Source organism: Actinocrispum sp. NPDC049592 (assembly GCF_040675465.1).
GTDB lineage: Bacteria > Actinomycetota > Actinomycetes > Mycobacteriales > Pseudonocardiaceae > Kibdelosporangium.
Window position 1 is genome coordinate 999,231 of the sequence record NZ_JBFAPA010000001.1, and the last position, 26,692, is coordinate 1,025,922.

General features: G+C 68.9%; 28 protein-coding genes. 16 read left to right on the plus strand and 12 right to left on the minus strand.

Annotated elements, in window-relative coordinates; all coding sequences use genetic code 11:
- Window positions 1–4: 4 nt before the first annotated feature.
- The 3 genes from AB0J95_RS04740 to AB0J95_RS04750 are packed head-to-tail and all read right to left on the minus strand — an operon-like array spanning window position 5 to window position 2,920.
- Window positions 5–652 carry a response regulator transcription factor gene (locus tag AB0J95_RS04740; protein ID WP_364752299.1) on the minus strand — a complete coding sequence of 216 codons (648 nt, stop codon included), beginning with the start codon at window positions 650–652 and terminating at the stop codon, window positions 5–7.
- A complete protein-coding gene (locus AB0J95_RS04745) occupies window positions 649–1,794 on the minus strand; it encodes a DUF5931 domain-containing protein (RefSeq protein ID WP_364752300.1) in 1,146 nt (381 codons plus the stop codon). The genes AB0J95_RS04740 and AB0J95_RS04745 overlap by 4 nt, the downstream gene beginning before the upstream one ends.
- Complete coding sequence (locus AB0J95_RS04750) at window positions 1,781–2,920, minus strand: AI-2E family transporter (protein ID WP_364753486.1); 1,140 nt, start codon at window positions 2,918–2,920, stop codon at window positions 1,781–1,783. Before AB0J95_RS04750 ends, AB0J95_RS04745 begins: the two co-directional genes overlap by 14 nt.
- 99 nt (window positions 2,921–3,019) lie before the next feature.
- Here AB0J95_RS04750 and AB0J95_RS04755 point away from each other — a divergent pair, with 99 nt between their 5' ends.
- The 4 genes from AB0J95_RS04755 (at window position 3,020) to AB0J95_RS04770 (ending at window position 10,697) form a co-directional block, all read left to right on the plus strand.
- Window positions 3,020–4,942, plus strand: coding sequence for a hypothetical protein (locus AB0J95_RS04755; protein ID WP_364752302.1), 1,923 nt, complete (start codon window positions 3,020–3,022; stop codon window positions 4,940–4,942).
- Between the two features lie 177 nt (window positions 4,943–5,119).
- Window positions 5,120–5,872, plus strand: a complete 753-nt coding sequence (locus AB0J95_RS04760; protein WP_364752305.1) for a hypothetical protein — start codon at window positions 5,120–5,122, stop codon at window positions 5,870–5,872.
- A 168-nt stretch (window positions 5,873–6,040) separates the two neighbouring features.
- The gene (locus AB0J95_RS04765) at window positions 6,041–9,748 is read left to right on the plus strand and encodes a hypothetical protein (RefSeq protein WP_364752307.1); all 3,708 of its coding nucleotides are present in this window, start codon (window positions 6,041–6,043) and stop codon (window positions 9,746–9,748) included.
- Window positions 9,749–9,845: 97 nt separating this feature from the next.
- On the plus strand, window positions 9,846–10,697 hold the full coding sequence (locus tag AB0J95_RS04770; protein ID WP_364752309.1) for a hypothetical protein: 852 nt from the start codon (window positions 9,846–9,848) through the stop codon (window positions 10,695–10,697).
- A gap of 137 nt (window positions 10,698–10,834) precedes the next feature.
- Here the strand turns inward: AB0J95_RS04770 and AB0J95_RS04775 are convergent, their stop codons facing one another.
- The 3 genes from AB0J95_RS04775 to AB0J95_RS04785 are packed head-to-tail and all read right to left on the minus strand — an operon-like array spanning window position 10,835 to window position 12,454.
- Entirely contained in the window at window positions 10,835–11,206 is a 372-nt protein-coding gene (locus AB0J95_RS04775) for a GGDEF domain-containing protein (protein WP_364752312.1), read from the minus strand.
- Window positions 11,207–11,258: 52 nt separating this feature from the next.
- Window positions 11,259–12,023 carry a class III extradiol ring-cleavage dioxygenase gene (locus tag AB0J95_RS04780; RefSeq protein ID WP_364752315.1) on the minus strand — a complete coding sequence of 255 codons (765 nt, stop codon included), beginning with the start codon at window positions 12,021–12,023 and terminating at the stop codon, window positions 11,259–11,261.
- 35 nt (window positions 12,024–12,058) lie between these two features.
- A complete protein-coding gene (locus AB0J95_RS04785; RefSeq protein WP_364752318.1) occupies window positions 12,059–12,454 on the minus strand; it encodes a MarR family transcriptional regulator in 396 nt (131 codons plus the stop codon).
- 44 nt (window positions 12,455–12,498) lie between these two features.
- Here AB0J95_RS04785 and AB0J95_RS04790 point away from each other — a divergent pair, with 44 nt between their 5' ends.
- The 10 genes from AB0J95_RS04790 (at window position 12,499) to infA (ending at window position 19,653) form a co-directional block, all read left to right on the plus strand.
- Window positions 12,499–12,918: a MarR family winged helix-turn-helix transcriptional regulator gene (locus AB0J95_RS04790; protein ID WP_364752321.1), complete on the plus strand. Its 420-nt coding sequence runs from the start codon at window positions 12,499–12,501 to the stop codon at window positions 12,916–12,918.
- A 42-nt stretch (window positions 12,919–12,960) separates the two neighbouring features.
- Window positions 12,961–13,296: a metalloregulator ArsR/SmtB family transcription factor gene (locus tag AB0J95_RS04795; protein WP_364752323.1), complete on the plus strand. Its 336-nt coding sequence runs from the start codon at window positions 12,961–12,963 to the stop codon at window positions 13,294–13,296.
- Window positions 13,289–13,723, plus strand: coding sequence for an SRPBCC family protein (locus tag AB0J95_RS04800; RefSeq protein ID WP_364752326.1), 435 nt, complete (start codon window positions 13,289–13,291; stop codon window positions 13,721–13,723). The genes AB0J95_RS04795 and AB0J95_RS04800 overlap by 8 nt, the downstream gene beginning before the upstream one ends.
- Window positions 13,720–14,445: a DUF899 domain-containing protein gene (locus AB0J95_RS04805; RefSeq protein ID WP_364752328.1), complete on the plus strand. Its 726-nt coding sequence runs from the start codon at window positions 13,720–13,722 to the stop codon at window positions 14,443–14,445. The genes AB0J95_RS04800 and AB0J95_RS04805 overlap by 4 nt, the downstream gene beginning before the upstream one ends.
- Window positions 14,442–15,608, plus strand: coding sequence for a serine hydrolase domain-containing protein (locus AB0J95_RS04810; RefSeq protein WP_364752331.1), 1,167 nt, complete (start codon window positions 14,442–14,444; stop codon window positions 15,606–15,608). Before AB0J95_RS04805 ends, AB0J95_RS04810 begins: the two co-directional genes overlap by 4 nt.
- Window positions 15,609–15,648: 40 nt before the next feature.
- On the plus strand, window positions 15,649–16,473 hold the full coding sequence (locus AB0J95_RS04815; RefSeq protein ID WP_364752333.1) for a class I SAM-dependent methyltransferase: 825 nt from the start codon (window positions 15,649–15,651) through the stop codon (window positions 16,471–16,473).
- Window positions 16,474–16,554: 81 nt separating this feature from the next.
- Window positions 16,555–17,295 carry a hypothetical protein gene (locus tag AB0J95_RS04820; protein WP_364752336.1) on the plus strand — a complete coding sequence of 247 codons (741 nt, stop codon included), beginning with the start codon at window positions 16,555–16,557 and terminating at the stop codon, window positions 17,293–17,295.
- 70 nt (window positions 17,296–17,365) lie between these two features.
- Window positions 17,366–18,154 (plus strand): class I SAM-dependent methyltransferase, encoded by a 789-nt coding sequence (locus tag AB0J95_RS04825; RefSeq protein WP_364752338.1) that lies wholly within the window; start codon window positions 17,366–17,368, stop codon window positions 18,152–18,154.
- Window positions 18,155–18,730: 576 nt separating this feature from the next.
- A complete protein-coding gene (locus AB0J95_RS04830) occupies window positions 18,731–19,435 on the plus strand; it encodes a GNAT family N-acetyltransferase (protein WP_364752340.1) in 705 nt (234 codons plus the stop codon).
- Complete coding sequence (infA, locus tag AB0J95_RS04835) at window positions 19,435–19,653, plus strand: translation initiation factor IF-1 (RefSeq protein ID WP_364752343.1); 219 nt, start codon at window positions 19,435–19,437, stop codon at window positions 19,651–19,653. The genes AB0J95_RS04830 and infA overlap by 1 nt, the downstream gene beginning before the upstream one ends.
- A gap of 45 nt (window positions 19,654–19,698) precedes the next feature.
- On the opposite strand, the gene dnaB is transcribed toward infA, so the two are convergent.
- From dnaB to AB0J95_RS04865, 6 genes are all read right to left on the minus strand, one after another.
- Window positions 19,699–21,084 (minus strand): replicative DNA helicase, encoded by a 1,386-nt coding sequence (dnaB, locus tag AB0J95_RS04840; RefSeq protein ID WP_364752346.1) that lies wholly within the window; start codon window positions 21,082–21,084, stop codon window positions 19,699–19,701.
- Window positions 21,085–21,514: 430 nt separating this feature from the next.
- A complete protein-coding gene (gene rplI, locus AB0J95_RS04845; protein ID WP_364752349.1) occupies window positions 21,515–21,970 on the minus strand; it encodes a 50S ribosomal protein L9 in 456 nt (151 codons plus the stop codon).
- Window positions 21,971–21,983: 13 nt separating this feature from the next.
- Window positions 21,984–22,226 carry a 30S ribosomal protein S18 gene (rpsR, locus tag AB0J95_RS04850; RefSeq protein WP_033380198.1) on the minus strand — a complete coding sequence of 81 codons (243 nt, stop codon included), beginning with the start codon at window positions 22,224–22,226 and terminating at the stop codon, window positions 21,984–21,986.
- A 36-nt stretch (window positions 22,227–22,262) separates the two neighbouring features.
- Window positions 22,263–22,778 (minus strand): single-stranded DNA-binding protein, encoded by a 516-nt coding sequence (locus AB0J95_RS04855; protein WP_364752351.1) that lies wholly within the window; start codon window positions 22,776–22,778, stop codon window positions 22,263–22,265.
- Between the two features lie 31 nt (window positions 22,779–22,809).
- Complete coding sequence (rpsF, locus tag AB0J95_RS04860; protein ID WP_364752354.1) at window positions 22,810–23,118, minus strand: 30S ribosomal protein S6; 309 nt, start codon at window positions 23,116–23,118, stop codon at window positions 22,810–22,812.
- A gap of 80 nt (window positions 23,119–23,198) precedes the next feature.
- Window positions 23,199–24,203 carry a hypothetical protein gene (locus tag AB0J95_RS04865; protein WP_364752357.1) on the minus strand — a complete coding sequence of 335 codons (1,005 nt, stop codon included), beginning with the start codon at window positions 24,201–24,203 and terminating at the stop codon, window positions 23,199–23,201.
- Window positions 24,204–24,399: 196 nt separating this feature from the next.
- Between AB0J95_RS04865 and AB0J95_RS04870 the strand changes: the two genes are divergently transcribed.
- The gene (locus AB0J95_RS04870; RefSeq protein ID WP_364752360.1) at window positions 24,400–25,170 is read left to right on the plus strand and encodes a deoxyribonuclease IV; all 771 of its coding nucleotides are present in this window, start codon (window positions 24,400–24,402) and stop codon (window positions 25,168–25,170) included.
- A 141-nt stretch (window positions 25,171–25,311) separates the two neighbouring features.
- A complete protein-coding gene (locus tag AB0J95_RS04875) occupies window positions 25,312–26,655 on the plus strand; it encodes a hypothetical protein (protein ID WP_364753488.1) in 1,344 nt (447 codons plus the stop codon).
- The last annotated feature ends 37 nt before the right edge of the window (window positions 26,656–26,692 follow it).

The following is a 26,692-nucleotide window of genomic DNA, read 5'->3' on the forward strand; positions in this document are numbered from 1 at the left end:
CAACCTATTCCTCGTCCAGCCCATGTTCGATGGCGTACCTGGCCAGCTCGACCCGGTTGTGCAGCTGCAGCTTCCGCAGCGTGGACTGCACGTGGTTCTCGACCGTCCGGTGCGACAACACCAGCCGCTCGGCGATCTGCCGGGCGCTCATGCCCTTGGCCACCAGCCGGAGCACCTCGGTCTCCCGTTCGGTCAGCTGCGGGGCGTCCTCGGCCTCAGCAGGGGCGGCGGCCATCCGGCGGTACTCGCCCAACACCAGACCGGCCAGTCCCGCGGTGAACACCGCGTCGCCGTGGGCGGTTCGGTTGACCGCGTCCACGAGTTCCTCGGCGGAAGCGGACTTCACCAGATAGCCGGAGGCACCCGCCTTCACGGCCTCCAACACGTCATCGTGCGCACCGCTCGCGGACAGCACCAACACGCGTGTGCCCGGGAGTTCGCTGACGATCGTGCGGGTGGCGTCCACGCCGGATGCGCTGCCCAGGTTGAGGTCCATCAGCACGACGTCGGGGGTCACGGCCTTGGCGATCCGGACCGCCGCGTTCGCGTCACCGGCGGTCGCCCGCACGTCGAAGCCGCGTTCGGTGAGGTCACGGGCCACGCCGTCGCGCCACAACGGATGGTCGTCGACGACCATCACGGACACGCTCATCGCCCACCTCCCTTTCTCTGCCGCGCCTTCGGACGGGGAATGCGGATCTCCCACTCGGTGCCCTCCCCCGGAGCGGTGTCCAGGGTGATCGTGCCACCCAGCTCGGACACCCGGCCGCGGATGGACCGGGCCACTCCCATCCGGCCCGCGGAGACCGCCTGGTCGAGCCGCCCGGACGGGATGCCCTGGCCATCGTCCCGGACGCTGATCACGACCTGGTCACCCAGATCCTCGACCAGGACCCACGCGTGCGCGTCGGGACCGGCGTGCCGGGCCACGTTCAGCAACGCCTCCCCCACCAGGGAAGTCAGCTCGGTGACGGTGGTCTCGGGCAGCTGGACCGCCGTGCCCGGGACGGCGACCTGCACCGAAGCCGTTGCCATCACTTGCAGACGCGGCCGGAGGTCAGCGGTGCCGTCGGCGGCGGACTCGGGTGGCGCGGCGGCGACGAGGGACCGCAAGGCGACTTCCTGCTCACCGGCGAGCCGGGCGAGTTCGGCCGCTTCCCCACCGAGCTCGGCGCCGCGTTTCCGCACGCGGGCCAGGATCTGCAGCACGCTGTCGTGGATGCTGCGGGCGAGCCGTTCCCGTTCGGCGGTCGCGGCTTCGGCACGCAACGCCTGCGCCATGCGTTCCTGCGACCGGCGGGCGGTGACCGACGCGAGCCCGACCACGAAACCGGCGCCGACGAGTAACACGGCGTCGCGCATGACATCCGTGTTGAGCACGTTCCTGGTCAGCCCGTTGGTGACCGCCACGACCAGTCCCGCCGAGATCCCGGCGATCTGCCCGCCGAGCACCGCCGCCGCGACCGCCGGGACACACGCCCACACGGTCGGGACCAGCGGAACGATGTCGACGATCTGCTGCGGCGACAGGACCCAGGCCGACGCGCCCATCAACACCGCCGTGACGCCGAGGTCCGACCACACCACCCAGCCCCGGCGTCCCCACGGCCGCAGATAGGCGGGCACCGTGAACAGCGACCACACGAACATGACGCCCAAGATCGTCCACGCCAGCCACGGCCGGACGTACCCGCCTTGGTGCACGAACACCACCACGACCGCGAAGACGAACGTGACTATCCGCAGGATCGCGGTGCTGCGCCACAGCGGCGAGGTGGCGTCATTCGGGGGCACGGCTCGGTTCCTGACTCGTCCCCGGCCGGGACCCTTCGTCGTCCATGACGTCCACCGACTCGGGATCGGCCTCGTTCTCGTGCACCAGTGACCGGATGCCCGCGTTCAGCACGGCCAGCAACGGCACCGCGAGCAACGCCCCGGGGATGCCACCGGCGACCAAACCCGCGGTGATCGCGAGAACCACAGCCAGCGGGTGCAACCGGACCGCGCGCCCCAGCAGCCACGGCTGCAGCACATGCCCTTCCAGCTGCATGACCGCGACCACGACGCCCAGCACGACCAGCGCCTGCACCCATCCGTTGGCCACCAAGGCGATCAGCACCGCGACCGTGCCCGCGATGACCGCACCCACGATCGGGATGAACGCCCCGAGGAACACCAACGTCGCCAGCGGCACCACCAACGGCACGCCCACGATCCACAACCCGATGCCGATACCGACGGCGTCCACCACAGCCACGGCAGCAGTGGCGCGCACATAGCTGACCAGCGACGAGAAACCCCTGCGCCCCGCGGTGTCCACCCGGTCGCGCACGTTCACCGGCACGCCCCGCATCAGGAACCGCCAGATCCCGCCGCCGTCACTGAGGAAGAAGATCAGGATGAACAGGGTCAGCACGAACCCGGCGAGCACCTCGCCGATGCTGGCCGCGGTGGTCAGCGCACCGGTGGTGATGGCCTCCTGGTTCTTCTTGATCGTGTCGATGATGGTGTTGAGGAAGTCCTGCAGCTGCTCCTTCTGCAAGTGCAGCGGCCCGTCGCGGAGCCAGTTGCGGATGGCGTCCAGCGACTGCCCGACCTGTGCCTGCAGGTCCGGCAGGCCGCTGACGAACTCAGAGATTACGAACGTGAGCACGCCGCCGAGCACCGCGAGCCCGCCGACCAGCACGATCGCGGTCGCCAGCCCCTTGGGCACCCGCCAGTCGACGAGCTTCTGCACCCCGGGCGACATCAGCGCGGCCAGCAGCAGCGCGATCGCCAGCGGGATCATCACCGTGGAGAAGTAGCCGGCCAGCCAGATCAGCACGTACAGCGCGGCGATGACGACGATGAACCGCCAGGCCACCGCTGCGGCCACGCGCAGGCCCCGCGGCACCACATTGGTCACTTCGAGCGGGGCCATCGGCCGCTTCGGGCGCTCCGTCGTCACGATCGTCACGTTATCGGTCCGGGCACCCGAATTGGGTGACCGAGCAGGGGCCGGACACGAAAGAATCTTGGCGTGCAGCTCACCGAGGTCGAACGGAAAGTCAGCGAGGCGTTCCCCAGCGGCGAACCGGTCGACGCCGGCGGCCAGCCGGTTCGAGGCGAGGTCCTCACCGGGCTGTTCACCGACGTCAACGGCTCGAGCGCGCTGCGGCTGTCCAACGCGCACATCACCGGGCAGTTCAACCTGGAGGGCCGGGACGTCCGCCAGGTCGTCGACCTGCGTGACTGCGAGTTCGACAGCGTCCCCGACCTGCAGATGGCCAAGCTGATCGGGCTGCGCATGCACTCCTGCCGCGTGCCCGGGCTCAGCGCGCGCAACCTGCGGGTGGACAGCGACCTCATCCTGGAGCCGCGGTTCCAGTGCGACGGCACGGTCGACCTGACCGACGGCACCATCGGCGGTTCGCTGCGGATGTCCGGCTCGGTGCTGCACAACCCGGGCGACCGGCTGGTGATGGCGGCCGCCCGGCTGCACGTGTCGGGTTCGTTCCTGGCGTTGGACATGCGGGCGACCGGGCCGATCCGGCTCGCCGGCGCCTATGTCGGCGGAAGTCTCCAGCTGTCCGCGGCTTACCTGACCTCGCCGATCGACTGCGACCGCATCCGTGTCGAGGGCACGGTCGCCTTGGACCGCGGGTTCACCGCATTGGGTGTCGTGCAGTTCGCGGACGCCCGGATCGGCGGGCACCTCCGGCTCGCGGGTGCCGTGCTCGGCGGGCCGGACCAGCCGTTGACCGAGCGGCCGCCGATCGCGTTGTTCGCCGACGGCATCGAGCTGGGCGGGGACATGGACGCCCGGTCGGGGCGGCTGGCCGGGCGGCCGAACCAGGCGCCGTTCGTGGCCTACGGGCAGGTTCGCTTCCCCGGGGCCAAAGTGGACGGCACGTTCAGCATGTCCGGTGCCCGGCTGCACTGCGCGGGCCGGGACGCGTTGTTCGCCGACCGGCTGTCCGTCGGCGAGACCCTGTTCCTGGAGGAGGTCCAGGCAAACGGTTGCGTCCGGTTGCAGGACACCAAGATCGGGGCCTCGCTGAACTGCACTGGCTCGCGGTTCGTCGAGCCCCGGTTGCGCGCGGACGGCAGCCGCAAGCCGTCGCTGGACCTGCAGTTCGCGAGCATCGGCCACAACCTGTTGTGCAGCCGCGATGTCGTGGCGACCGGTGGGGTGAGCATGCGGCTCGCCGACATCCGGCACACCGCGCACCTGTCGTTCGCCACGATGGGCGACGGCCGGCCGGACAGCTTCGCGTTGGACGCGTACGGCATGAGCGCGCACCAGCTCGTGGTGCAGTTCCCCGAGGAAACGCCGCCACAGGGCGCTGTCCGGCTGGCGAAGGCGCACGTGCGGGTGCTCACCGACGGACCCGGGCTGTGGTCGGCGTCCGGCGGCGTTGATGTCGCCGACTTCGTGTACGAGTCGGTCGAGTCCACTAAGGACGTCACGGTCAAGGACCGGTTGCGGTGGCTGCGAACCGTGCAGCCGGACTTCGCGCCGGGCCCGTACGACCACCTGGTCAACGTGTACCGCAACGCCGGTGAGGAGCAGCTCGCCGAGGACGTGTTGCTGGAGAAGCAACGGCGCCGGCACGCGGAACTCGGCCGTGCTGGGCGGATCTGGGGCGTGCTGCAGGAGTGGACCGTCGGTTATGGGTACCGGCCGTGGCTCGCGGCCGGGTGGCTGGGCGTTTTCTGGCTGGTGGGCACGTTCTGGTTCGCGTTCCATGAGATGTCCAAACTGGACAACGACCAGAACCCGGTCTGGAATCCGCCTTTGCTGGCCATGGATCTGTTGTTGCCGATCATCGACTTGGGGCAGGACAACATGTGGCGGATGGTCGGTCCGTCGCAGTGGATCGCGGACGTGTTGATCGCGGCGGGCTGGGTTCTCGCGACAACGGTCGCCGCCGGGGCAACGCGGCTGCTCAAGCGGGGTTGATTACTCTTCGTCAAAGTCGGCGACACAGAGTGTTGATCACACGATCGGGGGGTCTCCCGGCGTTGGGCGTGCACTCGCCTTGATCCGTCTGCCAGTCTTGCCGTCGGCACCGAGCCGTGATCGAACCGATACCGCTCGTGCCTCCCCAGTGAGACCCCGGCAGACAGGAACCCAGGCGTGGCGAAGACAGCGAGGGCCGCACGTGTGCGGCGCATCCTGTCCCGCGCCGGGCTGGTCCTCGGTGGTGCCGTCGTCGGCACGGCAGCGGCTTGGCTGCTGTCCTCCGCCAGCGCTTCGGCGGACACCGACACGACCGACGTCCTGCAGCCGGTGGTCGGCGCACTGACCCAGCACACCGACACCAAGCCGAGTGAGCTGCCGCAGTACGTCGACCAGATCGTGCACAAGGCGCCCGCCCCGCCCCAGGAGATCACCGAGGTCGGCCGGCAGGTGCAGGACACGGTCGAGCAGGTCGCCGGGCAGCTCCGGCTGCCCGCCGCGCCCACCCACCGCGCCGAGGACACCTCGCCGGCGTTGCGGTTGCTCTCGTTGGGCAACCACGACATCTCGCCGATCGTGCGCCCGGTGGACGCTCTCTCGCAGACCGCGTCCGCGCTCACCACGCAGACGCGCCCGGCGGCGCACGACTACAGCCGCCACCCGGTGAGCGAGTCGCCACGGCATGAGCCGTCGCCCGCGCCCGCTCCTGGTCTCCCCGCCCTCCCCCCGGCGCCGTTGGTTCCCCCGACCGCTCCGGCCGGTTCCTGCAGCAACTCCTGCGGGCACGGCTCGGACGACGACCTCGGCATGCCCTTTGTGGACTCCTGGCCGGCCCCGCAGAGCGGGCTCGGTTCTTCGCGCGCGCTGCGACTGGTCTCGCAGCACGTCGTGACCGCCGTGGGCGCGCAGCCCGGCGTCACCCCTGACTGACCCAAGCACACGCGGCCGGCGTTAAGCGCCTTCAGCACGCCCGTGTGCTTTTTCGCGTGGCCGCGTACCGACCAACCCCCTCAAGCCCGGGTGGTCGCTTGCCCCGGCGCGTCTCGCGTCCGACCACCCACCCCCTTGCCACTGAACAAGGAAAAGGAGAACACCCGCATGCAAACCTGGGCTCGGCGTGGTCTGCAGACCGCGCTGGTAACCGGTGGTTTGCTGATGCTCGGTACTGGCATCGCTTCTGCCCACGAGAACGTGAACCCGGACCGGCCGGCCTCGCCGCTGGATCCGCAGGTCAAAATCCCGGTCCGGGTGCACGACAACGCCATCGGCACCCCGTTCGGCCAGAAAGACCTCCCGGATGTCAACCGTGACATCACCATCAGCGCCGACTCGCTGACCAAGAAACTCCCCGCCGGCAAGGCCGCCTCGCTCGGCAAGGCCACCACCGGCAAGGCACAGAACGTGGCCGGCCCGCTGGCCGCCAAGCTCCCGCACTCGGCGGAGCGGATGAGCCCGAAGGCGGCGGACCTGTTCCGCGGCAACGTGGTCTCGCCGCACGTGCTCGCGCCGATCGAGTTCGCCGGCAACGCGATCGCGGCCGGTGGTGATGCGCACGTGGACGCCACCTCCTCGGAGAACGACGTCGACTACAGTCCGGTGTGGACGAACGGCGCGGATGACGTGCTGGCCGGCAACGTGGTCAACATCGACTGGGCGCTGCCCATCCGGGTCAGCGGCAACGCGGTCGCGGCACTGGGCAAGGCGACGACGAAGTTCGTCTCGCACAACACCACCGTCGAGGGTGGCGACATCGTCACCAAGGGCACCAACGGTGTCCTCGCCGGCAACGTCGTGTCCGGCCAGTGGGCGACCCCGGTGCAGGTGACCGCGAACGCGATCAGCGCGGCGGGCATCGCCAAGGCCGACACCGAGATGGACGACTCGGCGCACGCGCCGGGCACCATCACCACCGACGGCACGAAGGGTGTCGTGTCCGGCACCGGTGCGGGCGTGCCCATCGGGCTGCCCGCCGCCGTGCACGGCAACGCGGTCACCCTGGCCGGCAAGGCGCTGACGGACGAGAAGAACACCCTGATCGCCACGGCCGGGCAGCCGCTCGGCAAGAGCGCCCCCGGCTACATCACCACCAGCGGCAAGGAGTCGGTGCTCTCCGGTACCGCGCTCGAGCCCGCGTTCGCCGGACCGGCCTCGGCCACCTGCAACGCGGCCGCGGTGGGCGGCGGGGCGGACTGCCTCGACGGCGACACCGAGACGATCACCAAGGCCGGTGGGGACGTTCTCACCAATGGCGACAAGTCGGCCGGTGGCGGCACGCTCGCCACGGTGCCGCTGGCGTTCCCGGCACAGGTCTTCGCGAACTCCGCGAACCTGGTGGGGCTCACCAACGTCCAGCACCACAACCTCGACGTGGCCAAGGCCGGCGGCGACACGAAGACCAGCGGCAACGACGCCGTGCTGGCCGGAACCCTGGCGAACGCCCCCGTCGCCGGGCCGGCCGAGGTGTTCGGCAACGCGGGCACCCTGGGCGGCATCGCCAAGACCGACTCGATGGACGACGTGGTCACCAAGGCCGGCGGCGGCGCGCTGACCGGTGCGGTGAACAGTGTCGCGTCGGGCACGTTGGTCAACACCCCGGTGGCTCTGCCCGCTGAGGTGTTCGGCAACGCCGCCGCGGGCGTCGGCCAGGCGGTCGCCCTGGTGGGCGAGCACAAGCAGGCGACGGCCGGCGGCGACTCGGGCGTGTACGCCGACAACTCCGTCCTCGGCGGCAACGCGATCAACCCGGCGGTGTCCGGCCCGGCACAGGTGATGAGCACCGGCGCCACCATCCTGGGCAACGCCAAGACCGACGTGTGCAACGACATCGTCACCAAGTCCGGTGGCTTCACCGGCACGACCGGCAACGACAGCGCCGGCGGCGGCAACGCGGTCACCCCGGGTGTTTCGCTGCCCACCGAGACGCTGGCCAACAACGCCAACCTGGGCGGCCAGACCTCCAGCGCGGTCGACGAGCACAAGGTGTCCACCGCGGGCGGCCCGACCAGCACCATCGACGACGCCGGTGTCCTGGCTTCGAACGTGGTGACCGGTTCGGTGTCCGGCCCGGTGCAGGTGTTCGGCAACGCCTTCTCCGGCGGTGGCATCACCACCTCGAAGGCGCACAAGGAGACCATCTCCACCGCGGGTGGCCCGGTCTGGGCCAAGGGCACCGGCGGTGCCGGGTCCGGCAACGTCGCCGCCGCCCCGTTCGCTCTTCCGACGCAGGTCTTCGGCCTGGCCGGCAGCGTGCTGGGCAAGGCGAACGCCTGGGCCGAGGGTGACACCACGTCCATGTCGGGCGGGGACGTCACCACCGACGGCAAGATGGGCACGGTCAACGGCAACGTGGCCTCCGTGCCCGGTGCCTGGGCCGCGCAGGTGTTCGGCGACGCCGCGGGCGTGGCCGGGCTGGTGAACTCGCACGCCGAGAACACCACCGACTCGACCGCCGGCGGCGACGTGCTGACCTCCGGTGACGACGGTTCGATCTCCGGCAACGTGGCCAGCGCACAGGCGCTGCCGATCGCCCAGGTCTTCGGTCTCGCCGCGGCGGGCGCCGGCCTGGTGAACGGCGCGGGCGCCAACGACACCGTGGTCACCTCCGGCGGTGACGTCACCACCAGCGGCGACCGTGGCTCGATCTCGGGCAACCTCGCCGACGTGCCGGCCGCGGCGGTCGCGCAGGTCTTCGGTGACGCCGCTGCCATCGGTGGCACCGCTGTCGGCGTTGGCCCGAACGAGACCACCGCTGTCACCGGCGGCATGGACACCACGTCGGGCAAGGCCGGCAACCTGTCGGGCAACCTGGCGACCGTGCCGGTGGGCGCCATCGCACAGGTCTTCGGCAACGCGGCCTCCGTTGTGGGCACCGCGGTCGGCATCGCGCCGAACGACACCGACGTGATGGCCGGTGGCGACGGCCAGACCTCGGGCGAGGACGGCTCGATCTCCGGCAACCTGTTCGCGGTTCCAGTCGCGGCGGTCGCCCAGGTCTTCGGCAACGCCGCCTCGCTCGGCGGGCACGCGGTCGGCATCGCGCCGAACGAGACCACCGACATCGTCGGCGGGACCTACGACACCGACGGGTCGCTCAAGACCCTGTCGGGCGTGGAGAAGGTCGTCCCGATCGGCGCGGTCGTGCAGGTCTTCGACATCCCGCTGCCGATCCTGGCGCACGCGATGACCGCCGCCCCGAACCACACCGTGGTGAAGATCGACGACACCGTGCCGCAGATCAACCTGCCGATCGGCGGGGGCGGCCTGCCCATCAACAAGCTGCCGAGCCTGCGTGGCCTGCTGGCCAAGTCGCAGTCCCGCTCGGACATCGCCCCGGTCAAGGCGCCGGGCGTGTCCAATGTGGACGTCGCTGGTCTCGGCACCGGTGCCGGCCCGCAGCTGCCGAACCTGAACGTGGTGCCGAACTTCGGCGGATCCACCGTCGACGGCGTCACGCTGCCGCACCTGCCGTTGGGCTCGCAGGGTTCCGCGCTGCCGACGATTCCGCTCGGCCAGGGCGCGCTGCCCGTTGACCTGCCGCTGCCGCTGACCCCGCAGTCCCGCGCGGACCTGCCGGTCAACTCGCCGAGCATGAACGACGTCAGTGTCGCCGGCCTCGGCTCGGGCAAGGGCGCCCAGCTGCCGGTCGTCAACCTGAGGCCGAACTTCGCCGGCACCAACGTCGACGGCGTTTCGCTGCCCAGCACCGACGCGGTCACCAGCGGCTCCGCGCTGTCCTCTTTGGACGCGACGCAGGTGCTGCCGACCCTGAACGTGCTGCAGATGCTGCCGAAGCCCGAACTGGGCTGAGTGCAGACCCGGCCGGGGCCGTCCCTCCCTGGAGACGGCCCCGGCTCTCCCCTCTTGCTTCCTCACCGATTTTCTGTTGATTTACAAGGAGATTCTCGTGCGCAACACCATCCGTCGCGGTATGTTCCTGACCGCCACCGCCGGCTTCGCCCTGCTCGGCTTCGGTCTCGGCCAGGCTTCCGCCGCGGTGCCGGCCCTGCCCCCGCTGCAGGCCACCCCGAACGTGCCTTCGCTGCCCCAGCTGCCCACCCCCGGCCTGGACACCCCGAGCCTCGGCTCGCTGCCGACCCTGCCGGACACCGGTCTCCTGGGCGGCATCACCGACACCACCGCTTCGCGGTCCGGCCTGCCCGCCACCCCGAAGCTGCCCACCGCCAAGGACCTGCCGCTGCTGGGCGGGATCGCCGACCTCCCCAGCCTGATGGACCTGGTGCCGCAGAACGACGGCCTGACCGGCATGGCCGACCTGCCTTCGCTGGGCGAGGACTCGCTGCCCACCGCCGACCTCCCGTCGAACGAGCTGGGCCTGCCCGCCACCGAGACCGGTGACCTGCCCGTGGGCCTCGACCCGCAGCAGCTCCCGCAGCTGCCCCAGCTGCCCGCGGAGTCCTCGGAACTGACCAAGGCCCCCGTCGTCCAGCTGCCCAACACCCAGCGCCTGCCCGTCGTGGCCCAGGTCGACCACAACGACATCACCCACAAGATCGTCCCCAACACCGACGGCGTCGACGTCCAGGGCCTGCCCAAGCCGCAGGTCCCCGACGTGGCCGACACCCCCAACGCCGTCAAGCTCCCCAACGCCACCCCGAAGACCCCCGGCATGGAGTCCCTGGGCCTGCCCACCACCCTCCCGGTCGTCTCGGACATCGACACCACCATGCCGAGCCTCGACGACCTGACCGGTGGCACCCAGCTGCCGACCGAACTGCCTGAGCTGCCGGCGGTCTGACCTCCGCCGCTACCGAAGAACGGGCCCGGGAGCAACGCAGCTCCCGGGCCCGTTCTCCCATGTCCAGGGCATCCCATCCCCTCCCCACCGCCCCAGCCACCAACTAGGCGCCGCCCCAACCGTCAAAGCCCCCCAAACTAACCGAGGTGGGTTTCGGCGGTGAGGATGACTTCGTGGACTTTTTCCTTGCCCGCGCTGGTGAACCAGCCCGCGTCCGTCCGCGCCAGGCGCCGAATGCGGTCCGCGATCGGCTTTCCCGTGCCGTAGGGGTGTTCGGTGATCACGGCGATGAGGGTGTCGGTGAGGTGGGCGACGGTTTGGTCTTCGCGTAGGGCTTTTCGCAGGCGTGTCGCCAGAACTGGTGGTCCCGCAACGATTGTCAACGTCACGAGGGTGCCGTGCGTTCTGGCGCGGGCAAGTGCGTGTGTCAGGCGGTCGATCAGCAGTTCGCGGCCGGGCAGCCCGGTGCCGGGATCGAGCAGACCCTTGCCGTTCAGCACGGCATTCATGGCCAGAGCCTTCACCGTCCACGATGGACACTCAAGGCCCCGATCCGGTGGTTTAGCCGAACTGCACCGATCTCTTCGACAGTCCGTACCAGTAGCCGTCGATGGTGGTCCGCGCGGTGTCCGCGGTGGCCAGGCTCGCGCCCAGCGTCACGAACAGCGGCGCGAAGTGTTCCGTGCGGGGGTGCGCAAGGCGGGCGGCGGGGGCCTTGTGGGTGAAGTCGATCAGCGCGTCGAAGTCGCGGGTGGCCAGGGTTTCCGCGCCCCACTGGTCGAACTCGCTGGACCACTGCGGTGGTGTGACGTCGGTGCCCGCCGACATGTTGAGGCCGCTCAGGTTGTGCGTGAAGAAGCCGCTGCCGAGGATCAGCACGCCTTCGTCCCGCAGCGGCGCCAGCTGCCGGCCGAGCTCCACCAGCGTCTCGGGGTCGAGGGTGGGCATGGAGATCTGCAGCACCGGGATGTCCGCGTCCGGGTACATCTCCACCAACGGAACGTAGGCGCCGTGGTCGAGGCCGCGGTCCGGCGCGTCCTGAACGGGTGACTGCACGAGTTTGCGCACCTTGGCGGCCAGTTCCGGCGCTCCCGGCGAGCGGTACTGGACCGTGTAGTACCGCTCCGGGAAGCCCCAGAAGTCGTAGACCAACGGCACCGTGGCGGTCGCGCCGATGGTGAGCGGCGCCTCCTCCCAGTGCGCGGAGACGACCAGGATCGCCGTCGGTGCAGGCACATCACCCGCCCAGCCGGCGAGCTGACGGGTCCACAACGGGTCGTCGGCCAGCGGCGGGGCACCGTGGCTGAGGTAGAGCACAGGCATCATGGTCGACTCCAAATGTTGAAGCTTCAACAATGAGTCTAGCCTGCCGCGGTGACGTTCGCAGCCACGCGTTCGAGGAGTGACACCAAAGTGCCGTACTCGTCGTCGGACAACCCCTCGATGGTGCGCCGCCGGAACGCGTGCACCTTGGCGGAGATCGCGTCGAACGCCTCCTGGCCGGACGGGGTCAACGCGCACTCGGCGACCCAGCCGCGGGCGGCCAACGATTCGACAACCGGTCGCAGCGTGGGCATTTCCGGCGAAAGGAACGGTCGCGCCGCGGTGTCGATCTCCTCGACCGAGCGCGCGCCGGACGCGATGGTGTTGAGCACCTGCCACTGCCGCCGCGTGAGGTCCTCCTTGACAAGCACCTTGTCAAAGGCGGCCTCCAGTTCGTTGTCGATGTGCTTGAGCCAGTAACCGAGCGGTTTCACGGGAACCTCCATGTAAGAAGACATGTAAATGTAAGATAGCATGCATGGACCGTGACGTGGAACTGGTCGAACGCGCGATGGTGGCGATCCGGCGGCGGCAGAGCAGGCGCGCGCTGGCCAAGCACATGCCCGTGGACCCGGCGGTGTTCGGCGTCCTGGACGCGGTCGAGGATCGCGGCCCCTGCTCGGTGACCGACCTGACCGGCGCTCTCGGCGTCGACCAGCCGCGGGCGAGCCGGCTGGTGGCCCGCGCGGTCGACGAGGGATTGCTTGTCCGGCAGGCGGATCAGCACGACGGCAGGCGCACCCTCGTCTCGCTCACTGCTTCGGGCAAACGCCAGGTCGAGGCCGCTCATGAAGCGCGCCAACGGGTTTTCGCCGAAGCGATGGCGGACTGGCCGGACCGGGACCGGGCGACGTTCGCGCGGCTGCTCACCAGGTTCATCGACGCCCTTGACACCTGAGCTATGGTGAACCAGTTGGTTAATTAACTAGGTGGTTTAGTAGTGGCAGACCAGCTGAGCACGACGTTCGCGGCGCTGGCGGACCCGACCCGCCGGGCGATCCTGGCGCGCTTGGCCGACGGCGAGGCGACGGTCACCGAGCTGGCCGAGCCGTTCCGGATGAGCCTGCCCGCGGTGTCGAAACACCTGAAGGTGCTGGAGAAGGCGGGGTTGATCGTGCGAGGCCGATCCGCGCAGTGGCGCCCCTGCCGGCTGGACGGCCGGCCGCTGGCCGACGTGTCCGAGTGGATCGAGCGCTACCGGCCCTTCTGGGAGGGCAGCTTCGACCGCCTGGACGAGCACCTGCGCGAGATCATGAAAGGCGACCGCGATGCGTGAGCTGAGCATTCACCGGGTCTTCGACGCACCCCGGGAGCTGGTCTTCCGGGCGTGGACCCGGCCGGAACACCTCACGCAGTGGTATGGCCCGGTGGGGACGCACACCCCGTTGGACACGATCAGCGTGGACGTCCGTGCTGGGGGTACGTGGCGGGCATGCATGATCAACAACGAGACCGGCGAGGAGTACCCGACCGGCGGCGAGTTCCGCGAGGTCGTCGAGCCCGAGCGGCTGGTGTTCACCTGGGGCGAGCCCGGCGGCACCGCGGTCGGCCTGGTCACCGTCACCTTCGAGGACCTCGGCGCCAAGACCGCGATGAACTTCCTGCTCACCGAGCTGCCCGACGACCCTGGTCTGTTCCGTGGCGTGAGCGAGGGCTGGTCGAGCGCCTTCGACCGGCTCACCGAACTACTGGAGGGAAGATGAGCCTGCCCCCGATCGTCAGTCGCGAGGACTGGCTGACCGCGCGCAAGCAGTTGCTGGCCGAGGAGAAGGAGTTCACCCGGGCCCGGGACGCGTTGAGCGCCAAGCGGCGTGAGCTGCCGATGGTCAAGGTGGACAAGCAGTACGTTTTCGAGGGCGAGAACGGTGAGGCGAGCCTGCTCGACCTGTTCGAGGGCCGCCGCCAGCTGATCGTCTACCACTTCATGTGGCTGTTCGACGCGGGCGAGGGCTGCCCGAGCTGCTCGTTCCTGGTGGACAACATGGGCCACCTCTCGCACCTGTACGCCCGCAACACCTCGCTCGCCGTGGTCACCCGCGGCCCGCTCGCCGAGACTTTGGCGTTCCGCAAGCGAATGGGCTGGACGGTGCCGTGGTTCTCGTCGTTCGGCAGCGACTTCAACTACGACTTCCACGTGACGCTGGACCCGGCCAATGGCGCCACCGAGTACAACTTCAAGCAGGACGACTCCGGCTGGTCCGGCGAAGTCCCTGGGGTGAGCGTGTTCCTGCGCGACAGCGACGAGGTGTTCCACACCTACTCGTCCTACGCGCGCGGCGGCGACATCCTGCTGAACACCTACAACTACCTGGATCTCACGCCGTACGGCCGCCAGGAGTCGTTCGAGAAGTCGCCCGAGGGCTGGCCGCAGGACCCGTTCATGTCCTGGGTCCGCCACCACGACAAGTACGAGGTCACCGCATGAGTTTCGACAAGGCACGGCTGGACCGGATGCACGATGTCCTCGCCGGGCACGTTGGCCGCGGCTGGGTGCCCGGCCTCGTCTCGCTGGTCAGCCGGCGCGGCGAGGTGCACGTGGACGTGATCGGCTCGCAGTCCGTGGACGGCCCGCCGATGCGCCGCGACTCGATCTTCCGGATCGCGTCGCTAAGCAAGCCGGTGGTCGCCGTGGCCACGATGATCCTGGTCGAGGAATGCCGGCTGCGGCTGGACGATCCGGTCGACGAGCTGTTGCCGGAACTGGCCGACCGCAAGGTGTTGGCGCGTTTCGACGGACCGCTGGACGAGACCGTTCCGGCCGAGCGGCCGTTGACCGTGCGGGACCTGTTGACGTTCCGGATGGGGTTCGGCGCGTACTTCGGGCCGGACATCCCGATTTTCGCCGCCGCCAAGGAAAAGGGCGTCGCGGTCGGCCCTCCGGCGCCGTCGCCGCTCACCCCGGACGAGTGGATCGCGAACCTCGGCTCGCTGCCGCTGATGTACCAGCCGGGCGAAAGATGGCTCTACCACACGGGTTCCGACGTGCTGGGGGTGCTGATCGAGCGGGTCGCCGGGCAGCCGCTGGAGGCGTTCCTGGCCGAGCGGATCTTCGGCCCGCTCGGCATGACGGACACGAGTTTCTTTGTGCCTGACGAAAAGCGCGACCGGTTCACAACGCAGTACGTGGAAGGCGATGACGGTGCTCTGGTGGTAACCGACGGCGTGCACGACAGCGGGTGGGGCAAGCCGCCGTCGTTCCCGTCCGCCGGTGGCGGGCTGGTCTCGACGGCCGACGACTTCTTCGCGTTCGGGCAGATGATGCTGTCCGGCGGGGCCGGGATCCTGTCCCGCAAGTCCATCGAGCTGATGACCACCGACCAGCTGACGTCCGCGCAGAAGGCCGTGTCCGGGTTCATGCCCGGGTACTTCGACAACCGCGGCTGGGGGTTCGGCGTCGCCATCGACACACAGCGCGTTGACCTGCAGTCCGTCGGCCGGTACGGCTGGGACGGCGGCACCGGGACGTCCTGGTGGAACGACCCGGCCGAGGAGCTGACCGGCATCCTGCTGTCACAGCGGCTGGCGTTCCCGCTGGCTTCCCCGTTGTACCTGGACTTCTGGACCTCGGTGTACCAGTCGATCGAGTAATTCCGTTGGACGGCCGCGGGCCGGGCGCGATCCTGGCGAAGTGACCGACTACATCGCGATCAACCGGGCGAACTGGGACGAACGAGCCCCGGCCCATGCGGCGTCCAACGACTACGGGTTCGACCGGTACGTCGACGATCCCGGGCACCTGAGCCACGTCGTGCAGTTCGACCGGCCTCGTCTCGGCTCGATCGACGGCGTGCGCGGCGTGCACCTGCAGTGCCACATCGGCACGGACACGCTTTCCCTTGCGCGGCTTGGTGCTCACATGACCGGCCTCGACTTCTCCGGCGAATCCCTTGCGCAGGCGCGGACCTTGGCCGCGCGGGCCGGCGCGGACATCACGTATCACGAGGCGTTGGTGTACGACGCGGTGTCCGTGCTCGGCGCCGGGGCGTTCGACCTTGTGTACACCGGGATCGGGGCGTTGTGCTGGCTTCCGTCGATCGCGCGCTGGGCCGAGGTGGTGGCTTCGTTGCTGCGGCCGGGTGGCCGGTTGTTCATGCGCGAGGGCCACCCGATGCTGTGGGCGCACGACGAGACCCGGACCCCGCCGTCACTGGGTTTCCCGTATTTCGAAACCGTTGAGCCGATGGTGTTCGACGAGCAGACAACATATGTGGATACTGAAGCGCCAATTATGAACAGCGTGACTCACAGCTGGAATCATGGCCTGGGTGAGATCATGACGGCGCTGCTCGAGAATGGCATGAACCTGACCGGGTTCGAGGAGCACGACAGCGTGCCGTGGAACGCCATGCCGGGCTACATGACCAGGGACTCCGCAGGTGAGTGGCGGCTCACCGAGGCGCCCAACCGGCTCGCCGCCAGCTACACCCTGCGGATGACCAAGGCTGGCGGATAACTGCCAGCCGGTCGCGGACACTGTTATCCGGCCCTAATCTCGCCTTGGGAAAAGGGATTTCCGGAGATCAGGGGTGTTCGAATGCGACCGTTGAACCGAAGAACTCTGCTCAAGGCGTCTTTCGCGGGCATCGGCGCCACCCTGGTGCTGCCCGGGATGGCATTCGCCGACGAGTTCCCCGCCGTTCCCGGAATGGTCGGCGACCGGCGCGCCAACGAGTTCTGGTACCGGTTCGACCAGGAGCTGCTGTTCGAGGCGAAACCGGAGATCCTGGACGCCTACACCACCATCGGTAAGGCGATCGGCGGCTCACCGGACCTGCTGGCCCAGAACTGGCTGCAGATGGTCACCTCACCGGACTACCCGGCCAACTACACCGAGTTCGTCAGCCAGTTCCGGTCCCAGTTCGAGCTGCTGTCCCGCACGCAGCTCGGCATCATGGACCGGTTCTACCGGCCGAACAGCCCCGAGCTGGCCCAGGCCTTCGGCTACTTCGGCGCCGGCGTGCTGTTCGACCCGCGCCGCGCAGGCATCGAGTCCGAGGTGCACCGGATGGACGGTGACCCGCCGATCGGCTACCACACCTGGCACGCCTTCCTGCGCGGCATGATGTTCCTCGGCATCAGCCCCGAGCGCTGGGCCTGCATCGACCCGCTGGTCGCCTACGGCTGGGCCGTCCAGTCCGTCGCGAAACCCAAACCCCGCGAGGTCAACCAGCCCCTGCCGCCCGCCACCATGGCCCGCCTCGCCTACAAGTGGCTTCCCCGCACCGTCACCCAGCTGGACCGCGACTTCCAGTCGGTGCCCTTCCCGGCGCGGTGACGAGAAGGTCGCTGTCACGCTGAGAGCAGAACTGCTGTCGCGGGCCGGTTCCGGTGACCAGACTGAAGTCATGGACCTGGGGTTTCGCGGTGAGGTGGCTGACTTCTACCACCAGTTCCGGCGGGGTTACCCGTCGGCGGTGATCGACTCGCTGGTGGGTTCGTTCGGGCTCACCAGCGACGACGTCGTGGTGGATCTCGGGTGTGGGACGGGTCAGCTGGCGCTGCCGATCGCTGACCGGGTGCGGTCGGTGGTCGCGGTGGATCCCGAGCCGGACATGCTGATACGCGCCCGTCGAGCCGCGGCGGAGCGTGGGCAGGCGAACCTGAGCTGGATGATCGGGTCCGATGTGGACATTCCCGCGCTTGGCGCGCTGATCGGCGATCGACGCTTGGCGGCGGTGACCATCGGGCAGGCGCTGCACTGGATGGGCCACGAAGAGTTGTTCCGTGCGCTGACTCTGTTCCTCCGGCCTGGTGGTGGCGTTGCGGTGGTGACCAACGGAACTCCGTTGTGGCTGCAGGACACGGCGTGGTCTCGCGCGCTGCGTGGGCACTTGGAGGACTGGCTGGGCACCAAGTTGACCAGCACTTGCGGCACCGACGAAGCCGATCAACGGCGATACCGCGATAGCTTGACCGCGGCAGGCTACGAAATTGCCGTCACTACAGTCGACTACACCGACGAGCTCACCGCGGACCAGATCGTCGGTGGCGTCTATTCGGCGCTTCCTGTTGACCGCCTTCCGTCGCTGGACCAACGGCCACATTTCGCGGAGCGGCTGTACCACGTTCTGCAGCCGCATTCGCCGTTCACCGAACAGGTTCGGGTGACGACGTTGATCGGCCGAGTCGCCTGATAATCGCTGTACTGCGCTGCTCGGCCGCCTCTATGGTCTGCGCCGCAAGGGATTCCGATGAAGGAGGCCGTCATGCGCCACGACTACGACGACGAGATGTCCTTTTGAGCCGACCAGCAAACGCCGCCGGGGGTTCCCTCTAGCGAGGCCGCGGTCAAGCGCGGTGACCGGGTGGTGGGCGGCGACACCGAGCTGGTGGAGAAGCTCGGCGGCCGCGATCCGTGCCCGTGCGGTTCCGGGCGGAGGTTTCCGCCGGTGCTGCCGTGCCGCCGGCCGGTACGACGGTGTCCTCGGCGACTACTACGTCCGCGATTGAGGCCCAGGCCAGTATTTCGATGTTGGCGAGCAGGCCCCGCGGATCCCTGGTCCCGCGCCCACGGGAAATCCGATGGACGCGGGACCGGGCCGCCGGTAGCTTGCTCGTCGACCGTGCATCGACCGCAGGAGGTGAGGACCCATGAACGCTGTTTCGATGTGGGTGCTCCCCTCGTCGTCACGGTCGGGCGGCTAGGGGGCCGCCCGGGAGCGCCTTCGGTGTCCACATCCCGAAGGGTGACTACCTTGGATTCTTTGTGTGTGACCCGGGTGTCGCGGAGCTGCTGGCATGCGCTCGACGACGACCGGGTGATCGGCCGCGGGGAGGTTTCCCAGCGGCCCGACGGACGATCGTTCCTGAGCATCGACGTCTGGCGCGACGACGCGTTCGGCCGCCTGGCCGAAGCGATGCTGCCGGCATTGCCGAAACCCCTGTACACAGTGGTCGACGAAGGCGATGCCGAGCTGACCTCGCACTGGCGTGCGGCCGGGTTCTCGGTCCGCCGCCGGGAATGGGAATGCCTGATCCCCACCGCCCCAGCGAAGCCGTCGGGCCTGGCGGTGATCTCCCCCGAGGTAGAGCCGCTGGCCGAGCTGGACCGGGTGATCCGCGCGGAGGTCGAGGCGAGCGTCGGCTGGCATGAGATGCCCGCCGAGCTGCTCGGCCCGGGCGTGGTGGATCCGTCGAAGTACGCGGTGGCAACGAAATCCGGCCGCTACATCGGGTTGATCCGCGTGACGCAGGTGCAGCGCCTGCCGCGGATCGGTCTGATCGCGGTACGCGCCGACGAACGGCGTCGTGGCGTGGCGCGGGCGTTGCTCGGCCACGCATTGGGTTCGCTGCACGACCGTGGCATCGACACGGCGTCGGCGGAGCTGAACGAGTCGAACACCGCCGCCGTGGCGCTGTTCGACGGTTTCGGTGCCCGGCGCGTAGGCAGCAACCTGGAACTGGTGCTGCGCTGATGAGCAAAACGGGGATAGAAGTGGAAGGCACCGTGGTGGAGTGCCTGCGCAACGCGACCTTCCGCGTGGAACTCGCCAACGGGCACCGGGTCCTCGCGCACATCAGCGGGAAGATCCGGCGCAACTACATCAAGATCGTGCCGTTCGACCGCGTCCTGGTCGAACTGAGCCCGTACGACCTCGACCGCGGCCGGATCCTCTACCGCTACCGGAACTGAAAGCCAACGCCGGGCTCGTCACCGTCGTGACGAGCCCGGCCCCGGTCAGGCCTGGGCGAGGTCGGCGAACTTCGAGTAGTGCAGCTGGTGGGCGACCGTGATGGTGGCCGTGGGGCCGGCCCGGTGCTTGGCGATGATCAGGTCGGCCTCACCCGCCCGGGGGTCGTCGCGTTCCCACGCGTCCGGGCGGTGGATCAGCACCACCATGTCGGCGTCCTGCTCCAGCGAGCCGGACTCACGCAGGTCGGCGAGCATCGGGCGTTTGTCGGTGCGCTGCTCGGGACCACGGTTCAGCTGGCTCATCGCGACCAGCGGCACCTCCAGCTCCTTGGCCAGCAGCTTGAGCTGACGGGAGAACTCCGAGACCTCCTGCTGGCGGCTCTCCACCCGCTTGCCGGAGGTCATCAGCTGCATGTAGTCCAGCACGATCAGCTTCAGATCGTTGCGCTGCTTGAGCCGCCGGGCCTTCGCGCGGATCTCCATCATCGTCATGTTCGGCGAGTCGTCGATGAACAGCGGCGCCTCGCTGATCTCACTCATCCGCCGCGCCAGCCGCGTCCAGTCATCGTCCGTCATGCGCCCACCACGCATGTCCGCCAGCCGGATCTTCGCCTCCGCCGACAACATACGCATGACGATCTCGGTGCGGCTCATTTCCAGCGAGAAGATCACGCTGGTCATCCCGTGCTTGATCGAGCACGACCGCGCCCAGTCCAGCCCCAGGGTCGACTTGCCAACGCCAGGACGGGCGGCGACGATGATCATCTGACCGGGGTGCAGGCCGTTGGTGAGCTCGTCGAAGTCGGCGAAGCCGGTGGGGACGCCCAGCGAGCTGCCACCGCGGGAGGCGATCGCGTCGATCTCGTCCATGGTGGGCTGGAGGAGCTCCTCCAGGGCCACGTAGTCCTCGGTGGTGCGGCGCTCGGTCACGTCGTAGATGGCGGCCTGGGCGCGGTCGACGATCTCGTTGACGTCGCTGCCGTCCTGACCGGAGTACCCGAGCTGCACGATGCGGGTGCCGGCCTCCACCAGGCGGCGCAGCACCGCCTTCTCGGCCACGATCTCGGCGTAGTACCCCGCGTTCGCGGCGGTGGGCACGGTCGCGATGAGGGTGTGCAGGTAGGGGGCGCCGCCGATGCGGCGCAGCTCGCCGCGGCGCTCCATCTCGGCCGCGACGGTGATCGGGTCGGCCGGCTCGCCGCGGCTGTAGAGGTCGAGCACGCACTCGTAGACGCTCTGGTGCGCCGGGCGGTAGAAGTCGTTCGGCCGCAGGACCTCGACCACGTCGGCGATCGCGTCCTTGGACAACATCATCCCGCCGAGCACCGACTGCTCGGCCGGCAGGTCCTGGGGCGGCTGCTTGTCGAACGACTGGCCACCGCCGCCGTCCGACATACCCGGTGCCGTTCCCCGGTCATCGGTGAGCGCCACCGCGAGGCCCCTCCCTAGTGAACACGTGTTCGATGATATTTACCTCATGACGCGCCTGCCACAGCGAATTCGTGATCATTCGGCGTGTCGCCGGGATGGACATTAGAGCCCGCGACGGAGGTCCCCAAATCGTGGTGTGGGCCGATCTGTGGACAGCTTGTGGATGGCTGTCCGAACCTGACCACAGGCGTCCGCCAGCCTGGGGACAACCTGGGGACAAGTGTCGCCGGGCGCGCCAAAGCCGCAGGTCAGAGCCTGTGCATATGGTGTGGAAAAACTCGCTGGAAATGCCTCGGCGTGTCGCCGCGAAACCGTCCTTCGGCGTGTCGCGCGCGCCGGTTCACCCCATCGGGGAATGCCGCCTGTGGATAACTTGGGGCATGCGCAAGACACCCTCCCGGGCCTCCCGGGAGGGTGTCTCGATACGAGCTCAGCTCGCGGCGCTGACTTCCAGCTTGACCGCGACCGACACGTCGGGGTGCAGCCGCACGGTGGCGGTGTGCTTGCCGACGTTCTTGATGTGACCGGCCAGCTCGACCGTCCGCTTGTCCAGCTGCGGGCCACCGGCCGCCTTGATGGCGGACACGATGTCGGCCGTGGTGACCGACCCGAACAGCTTGCCGGACCCGGCGGCCGCCTTCGCCTTCAGCGGGACCGCGCCCAGCCCGTCCAGGGTGGCCTTGATCTCCTTGGCGTGGTCCAGGTCGCGGACCCGGCGGGCGTCCTGCGCCCGGCGGATGGTCCGCACGTTCTTCTCCGCGCCCTTGGTCGACAGGATCGCCAGGCCACGCGGCAGCAGGTAGTTGCGGCCGTAGCCGTCCTTGACCTCGACGATGTCGCCGGGGCCGCCCAGACCGCTCACGTCCGTCGTGAGAATCAGCTTCATGTCAGGACTCCGATCAGCGCGCGGTCGAGGTGTACGGCAGCAGCGCCATCTCGCGGGCGTTCTTCACCGCGATCGCGATGTCCCGCTGGTGCTGGCTGCAGTTGCCGGTCACCCGGCGGGCGCGGATCTTGCCCCGGTCGGAGATGAACTTCCGCAGCAGCGCGGTGTCCTTGTAGTCGATCAACGTGTCCACGGCGTCCTTCTTGCAGAACGCGCAGACCTTCTTCTTCGGCTTGCGAATGGGTGGCTTGGCCACTTGATGTACTCCTGGGAACTTCGAAAGTCTGGGGGATTAGAACGGCGGCTCGTCGGAGAACCCGCCACCGCCACCGGCCGGCGGGGCCGAGCCCCACGGGTCGTCGGCGGGCGCGGACTGACGGCTCGGTGCACCACCGTTGCCGCCACCACCACCGCCACCGAAGCCACCGCCGCCGCCTTCACCGCGGCTGACGCGGTTGACCTTGGCCGTGGCGTACCGCAGCGACGGGCCGACCTCGTCGACCTCGAGCTCGATGACGGTGCGCTTCTCGCCCTCGCGGGTGTCGTACGACCGCTGCTTGAGCCGGCCGGAGACGATGACGCGCGCGCCGCGGGTCAGCGACTCGGCCACGTTCTCCGCGGCCTGCCGCCAGATGCTGCACCGCATGAACAGCGCCTCGCCGTCCTTCCACTCGCCGCTCTGGCGGTCGAAGGTGCGGGGCGTGGAGGCCACCGTGAAGCTGGCCACCGCAGCACCCGATGAGGTGAACCGCAGTTCCGGGTCGGCAGTCAGGTTGCCGACCACCGTGATAACCGTGTCGCCTGCCATATCGGCTCTCCTTGCTGTGCGCTGAGCGGTGTCAGACGCGCGCGGGTCGCTTCTTGTCGACGCGGCGCAGCACCTTCGTGCGCAGGATCGACTCGGACAGGGACAGCTGCCGGTCCATTTCCTTCACCGCGTCGGGCTCTGCGTTCACGTCCAGCACGGCGTAGATGCCCTCGGCCTGCTTGTTGATCTCGAACGAGAGCCTGCGCTTGCCCCAGACCTCGACCTTCTCCACGGAACCGCCGGAGTTGCGGATCACGTTGAGGAAGTTCTCCAGCGACGGCTGCACGTTGCGCTCGTCGGTGCTGGGATCGAGGATGATCATTACCTCGTAATGACGCATGAAGACCACTCACCTCCTGTGGACTCGCGGCCATGGTCTCTCCATGGCAGGAGGGTCTACGGCCAAAAAGAGTACAGGACCTAGGCGGCGGCCTTGCGCAGGACCCAGGTTCGGACCAATGCGGCGGTGACGCCGGACAGGGCCAGCACGGCGATCAGCACGGAGATGTCGATGTCACGGCCGGGAACGCCGCCGAGGGCCTCGGCGTGGCCGGCGGCCTGGACGCCGTCGGACGGCGGGGTGTCGGTACCGAGGATGCCGAACTGGGGGCTGTAGCCGGGGACGCCGCCGCCGTACCGGATGCCGGGCGACGGGGAGTACAGGCCGGCCTGCGCGAACGGGATCGAGCTGTAGTCGGTCATCGGCGAGCGGCCATAGTCCCAGCCGCTCAGGTACGGGATGCCGGACCCGCCCGCGCCGGGCACCAGCGGGAAGTTCGGGCCGAGACCGCCGCTGCCGGGCGCGACCCCACCGCCACCGCCACCACTCTGCGGGTTGCCGGGGGTGCCGGGAGCGGGCTTGCTGGGCTGGGTACCGCCACCGCCGCCGGAGCTGCGAGGGGCGATGCCGATGCTGGCGGCGCCGGCGTTGGCGGCGTCAGCGGCCTTGGAGGTGCCGTCCTGGACGGCCGCCGCGCCGGTGTTCACCGCCTTGACGGTGACCCCGCACATGCTGCTGAACGTCTTCTGCACGCCGTCGGCGACGGCCCCGATGATCGTGCCGAGCACCGGGATCTTCTTCAGCTCGCCGACCACCGCGTTGCTGATCTGACCAGCCGTGATGAAGCCGGTGCCGGTGGGGATGGCGCCGATCGGGATCGGCGGCAGCTTCGCGAGGCTGGACCTCACGGTGGGAGTGATCAGGTTCAGCGGGTCGAGCGCGCGGACCACGTTCACCACCGGCTCGAGCACGGCGGCAGGAGCCAGCTGGACCGGAGTGCCCGGGGCGCCCTCGACCGTGGTCGCGCAGGACCCGATGACCACCGGCGTCGCCGCGACCGCCGTACTGCCCCCAAGCAGGCCGCTCGTCACGACGACGAACACCACCGCGAAAGCGGCGGCAAGCCTGCGAGCGAGCCGTTGCATCCTCTGTCCTCCGTGCTGATCCACCGTACCGGCGAGTAGCCTTCACGGGTTCCAACGACGATACGCGCGAGCGGTGACGCCAACCAGCCCGAATCACCCAGGTGATCATGAGATATTCCGCCAGGTGGAGTAGCGCGGGGCGTCGACCCCCACCACCGGGTCGATTGTCACATGACGGCGACTACGCTCGCTGGTCATGCGCATAGGTGCCCATGTCCGCGACGACGACCCGCTCGGCGCCGCACACGAGCGGGGCGCCGAGGTCGTGCAGTTCTTCCTGGCCGATCCACAGTCCTGGAAGAAACCGCCGGAGCACCCGCACGCCGAGGCGTTGCGGGCAACTGACCTGGATGTTTACGTTCATTCCCCCTATCCGGTGAATCTCGCCTCGATGAACAACCGGATCCGGATCCCGTCCCGCAAGACCGTCACCCAGCACGCCGAGGGGGCCGCCGCGATCGGCGCGAAGGGCCTGATCGTGCACGGTGGCCACGTCACCAAGGGCGAGGACCCCGCCGAGGGCATCGCCAACTGGCGGAAGTTCTTCGAGCGGCAGGCCGGGGACGGCGGGTTCCCGCTGCCGATCCTGATCGAGAACACCGCGGGCGGCGACAACGCGATGGCCCGCCGGTTCGACATGCTCGCCCGCCTGTGGGACGCCGTCGGCGAGTTCGACGCCGGCTTCTGCCTGGACACCTGCCACGCGTTCGCCGCCGGTGAGGAGCTCGCCGGCATCGTCGACAGAGTGAAGGCGATCACCGGCCGGATCGACCTCGTCCACCTCAACAACTCGCGTGACGAGTTCGACTCGTCCCGCGACCGGCACGCGAACATCAAGACTGGCACGATCGAACCCGAGGTCCTTGCCGCGGTGGTCGCCGCGGCCGGGGCCGACGTCGTGGTCGAGACGCCGGCGGACGGGCAGGCGGAGGACATCGCGTTCCTGCGCCAGGCCCTCGGGCGGTGACGTCCGGTGCGTCCGGGTCAGCGTTCACCGGTGGCGGTGAAGAGTGCGGGAGAGGCGGAAAGCTCGGTGCCGCAGGAGGCGAACGAGCCGGACAACCGCGGTAGGCGGACCGGCACCGTTGCCACGTTCGGCCGGTTCGCGCTGGCGATCCTGGTCTTGCTGTGCGGCATCACGCTGCTGCTCGGGTACCTGAACAAGGACCGGTGCACGGGGCCGTCGTTCGACAAGACCGGCCGCAGCGAGCCGAACTTCCAGAAGCGGGCGCGCGCCGACGCGTGCTACTCCGACATCCAGTACCTCTGGATCGGCCGGGACATCGACAAGCACGTGTTCCCGTACGTCGAGGGGTCCATCGACGACAAGGGCAACCTGCTCGGCGGCAGCGTCGAGTACCCGGTGCTGACCGGGGTGCTGATCTGGCTGGGCGCGTTGTTCGCCAAGAACGACGCGGGCTTCCTGCTCGGTTCGGCCATCCTGATGGCGCCGTTCGGCCTGCTCACGGCGTGGCTGCTGGGCAAACTCGCGAGATGGCGGGCGCTGCTGTGGTCCCTTGGGCCACCCGTCGTGCTGTACGCGTTCCACAACTGGGACCTGCCCGTCGTCCTGACAGCAGTGGCCGCTGTGTACGTCGTGCACCGTGGGTGGGGCCGTCTTGGTGCGGACCGGCCGTTGCTGGACCGTGCGATCGTGGCCGCGGTCCTGCTCGGGCTCGGGTTCACGCTCAAGCTGTATCCGGCCGCGTTCGTGCTGCCGTTGATGCTGTACGTGCTCACCGGCGGGCGTTCCGGCCTGGAGATGCCCGAGGGCAAGCGCTACGACGTGAGCGGCATGTTCAAGGTCGCCGGGGTCGCGCTGGGCACGGCGGTGCTGGTGAACCTGCCGTTCGCGCTGCTCGGGTTCGAGGGCTGGAAGGCCTCGTTCACCTTCCAGGGCCTGCGCCAGGCGGACATCACCACGAACTCGATCTGGTTCTGGGGGTTCCGCCCGGAGTCGGACACCACCAACGTCGAGTTCCAGGACCTGGTGAGCCTGCTGTCGCCGACGCTGATCCTGGCGTCGTTCGCGCTGGCCCTGGTGCTGGGCTGGTTCCGGTACAAGCGCGAGGGCACCTACCCGTGGATCGGCGTGTCCGCCGCGATGCTCTGCGGGTTCCTGTTGCTGCACAAGGTCCACTCGCCGCAGTACACGCTGTGGCTGGTGCCGATGCTGGTGCTGCTGCGGGTGCACATCGGCTGGGCGATCGCCTACTACCTGGCCGACATCGCCATGGGTCTCGGCATTTTCATGTGGTACAACGCGATCGACGTGGGCAAGGCCACCACGATCTACGACGGCTTCACCGCGCAGATGGTGATGATCGGCGTGTGGGGCCGGGCCGCGCTGCTGGTCGGGCTGTTCTTCGCGTTCCTCAACGCCAGACCCACAGTGGACGATGACCCGATGCCGCAACGGTTCCTGCCCGGTGTGCCGGCGACTGTCGGTTAGGACGTTTGTCCGGCGCTGACGGGTTTGTCAGCCGATC

Excerpts from the sequence above, each read along its gene's own strand:
- AB0J95_RS04740 (WP_364752299.1), bottom strand. The coding sequence starts at position 652 with ATGAGCGTGTCCGTGATGGTCGTCGACGACCATCCGTTGTGGCGCGAC.
- AB0J95_RS04750 (WP_364753486.1), bottom strand. The coding sequence starts at position 2,920 with ATGGCCCCGCTCGAAGTGACCAATGTGGTGCCGCGGGGCCTGCGCGTG.
- AB0J95_RS04765 (WP_364752307.1), top strand. The coding sequence starts at position 6,041 with ATGCAAACCTGGGCTCGGCGTGGTCTGCAGACCGCGCTGGTAACCGGT.
- AB0J95_RS04775 (WP_364752312.1), bottom strand. The coding sequence starts at position 11,206 with ATGAATGCCGTGCTGAACGGCAAGGGTCTGCTCGATCCCGGCACCGGG.
- AB0J95_RS04780 (WP_364752315.1), bottom strand. The coding sequence starts at position 12,023 with ATGATGCCTGTGCTCTACCTCAGCCACGGTGCCCCGCCGCTGGCCGAC.
- AB0J95_RS04790 (WP_364752321.1), top strand. The coding sequence starts at position 12,499 with ATGGACCGTGACGTGGAACTGGTCGAACGCGCGATGGTGGCGATCCGG.
- AB0J95_RS04800 (WP_364752326.1), top strand. The coding sequence starts at position 13,289 with ATGCGTGAGCTGAGCATTCACCGGGTCTTCGACGCACCCCGGGAGCTG.
- AB0J95_RS04805 (WP_364752328.1), top strand. The coding sequence starts at position 13,720 with ATGAGCCTGCCCCCGATCGTCAGTCGCGAGGACTGGCTGACCGCGCGC.
- AB0J95_RS04810 (WP_364752331.1), top strand. The coding sequence starts at position 14,442 with ATGAGTTTCGACAAGGCACGGCTGGACCGGATGCACGATGTCCTCGCC.
- AB0J95_RS04820 (WP_364752336.1), top strand. The coding sequence starts at position 16,555 with ATGCGACCGTTGAACCGAAGAACTCTGCTCAAGGCGTCTTTCGCGGGC.
- AB0J95_RS04825 (WP_364752338.1), top strand. The coding sequence starts at position 17,366 with ATGGACCTGGGGTTTCGCGGTGAGGTGGCTGACTTCTACCACCAGTTC.
- infA (WP_364752343.1), top strand. The coding sequence starts at position 19,435 with ATGAGCAAAACGGGGATAGAAGTGGAAGGCACCGTGGTGGAGTGCCTG.
- rplI (WP_364752349.1), bottom strand. The coding sequence starts at position 21,970 with ATGAAGCTGATTCTCACGACGGACGTGAGCGGTCTGGGCGGCCCCGGC.
- AB0J95_RS04855 (WP_364752351.1), bottom strand. The coding sequence starts at position 22,778 with ATGGCAGGCGACACGGTTATCACGGTGGTCGGCAACCTGACTGCCGAC.
- rpsF (WP_364752354.1), bottom strand. The coding sequence starts at position 23,118 with ATGCGTCATTACGAGGTAATGATCATCCTCGATCCCAGCACCGACGAG.
- AB0J95_RS04865 (WP_364752357.1), bottom strand. The coding sequence starts at position 24,203 with ATGCAACGGCTCGCTCGCAGGCTTGCCGCCGCTTTCGCGGTGGTGTTC.
- AB0J95_RS04870 (WP_364752360.1), top strand. The coding sequence starts at position 24,400 with ATGCGCATAGGTGCCCATGTCCGCGACGACGACCCGCTCGGCGCCGCA.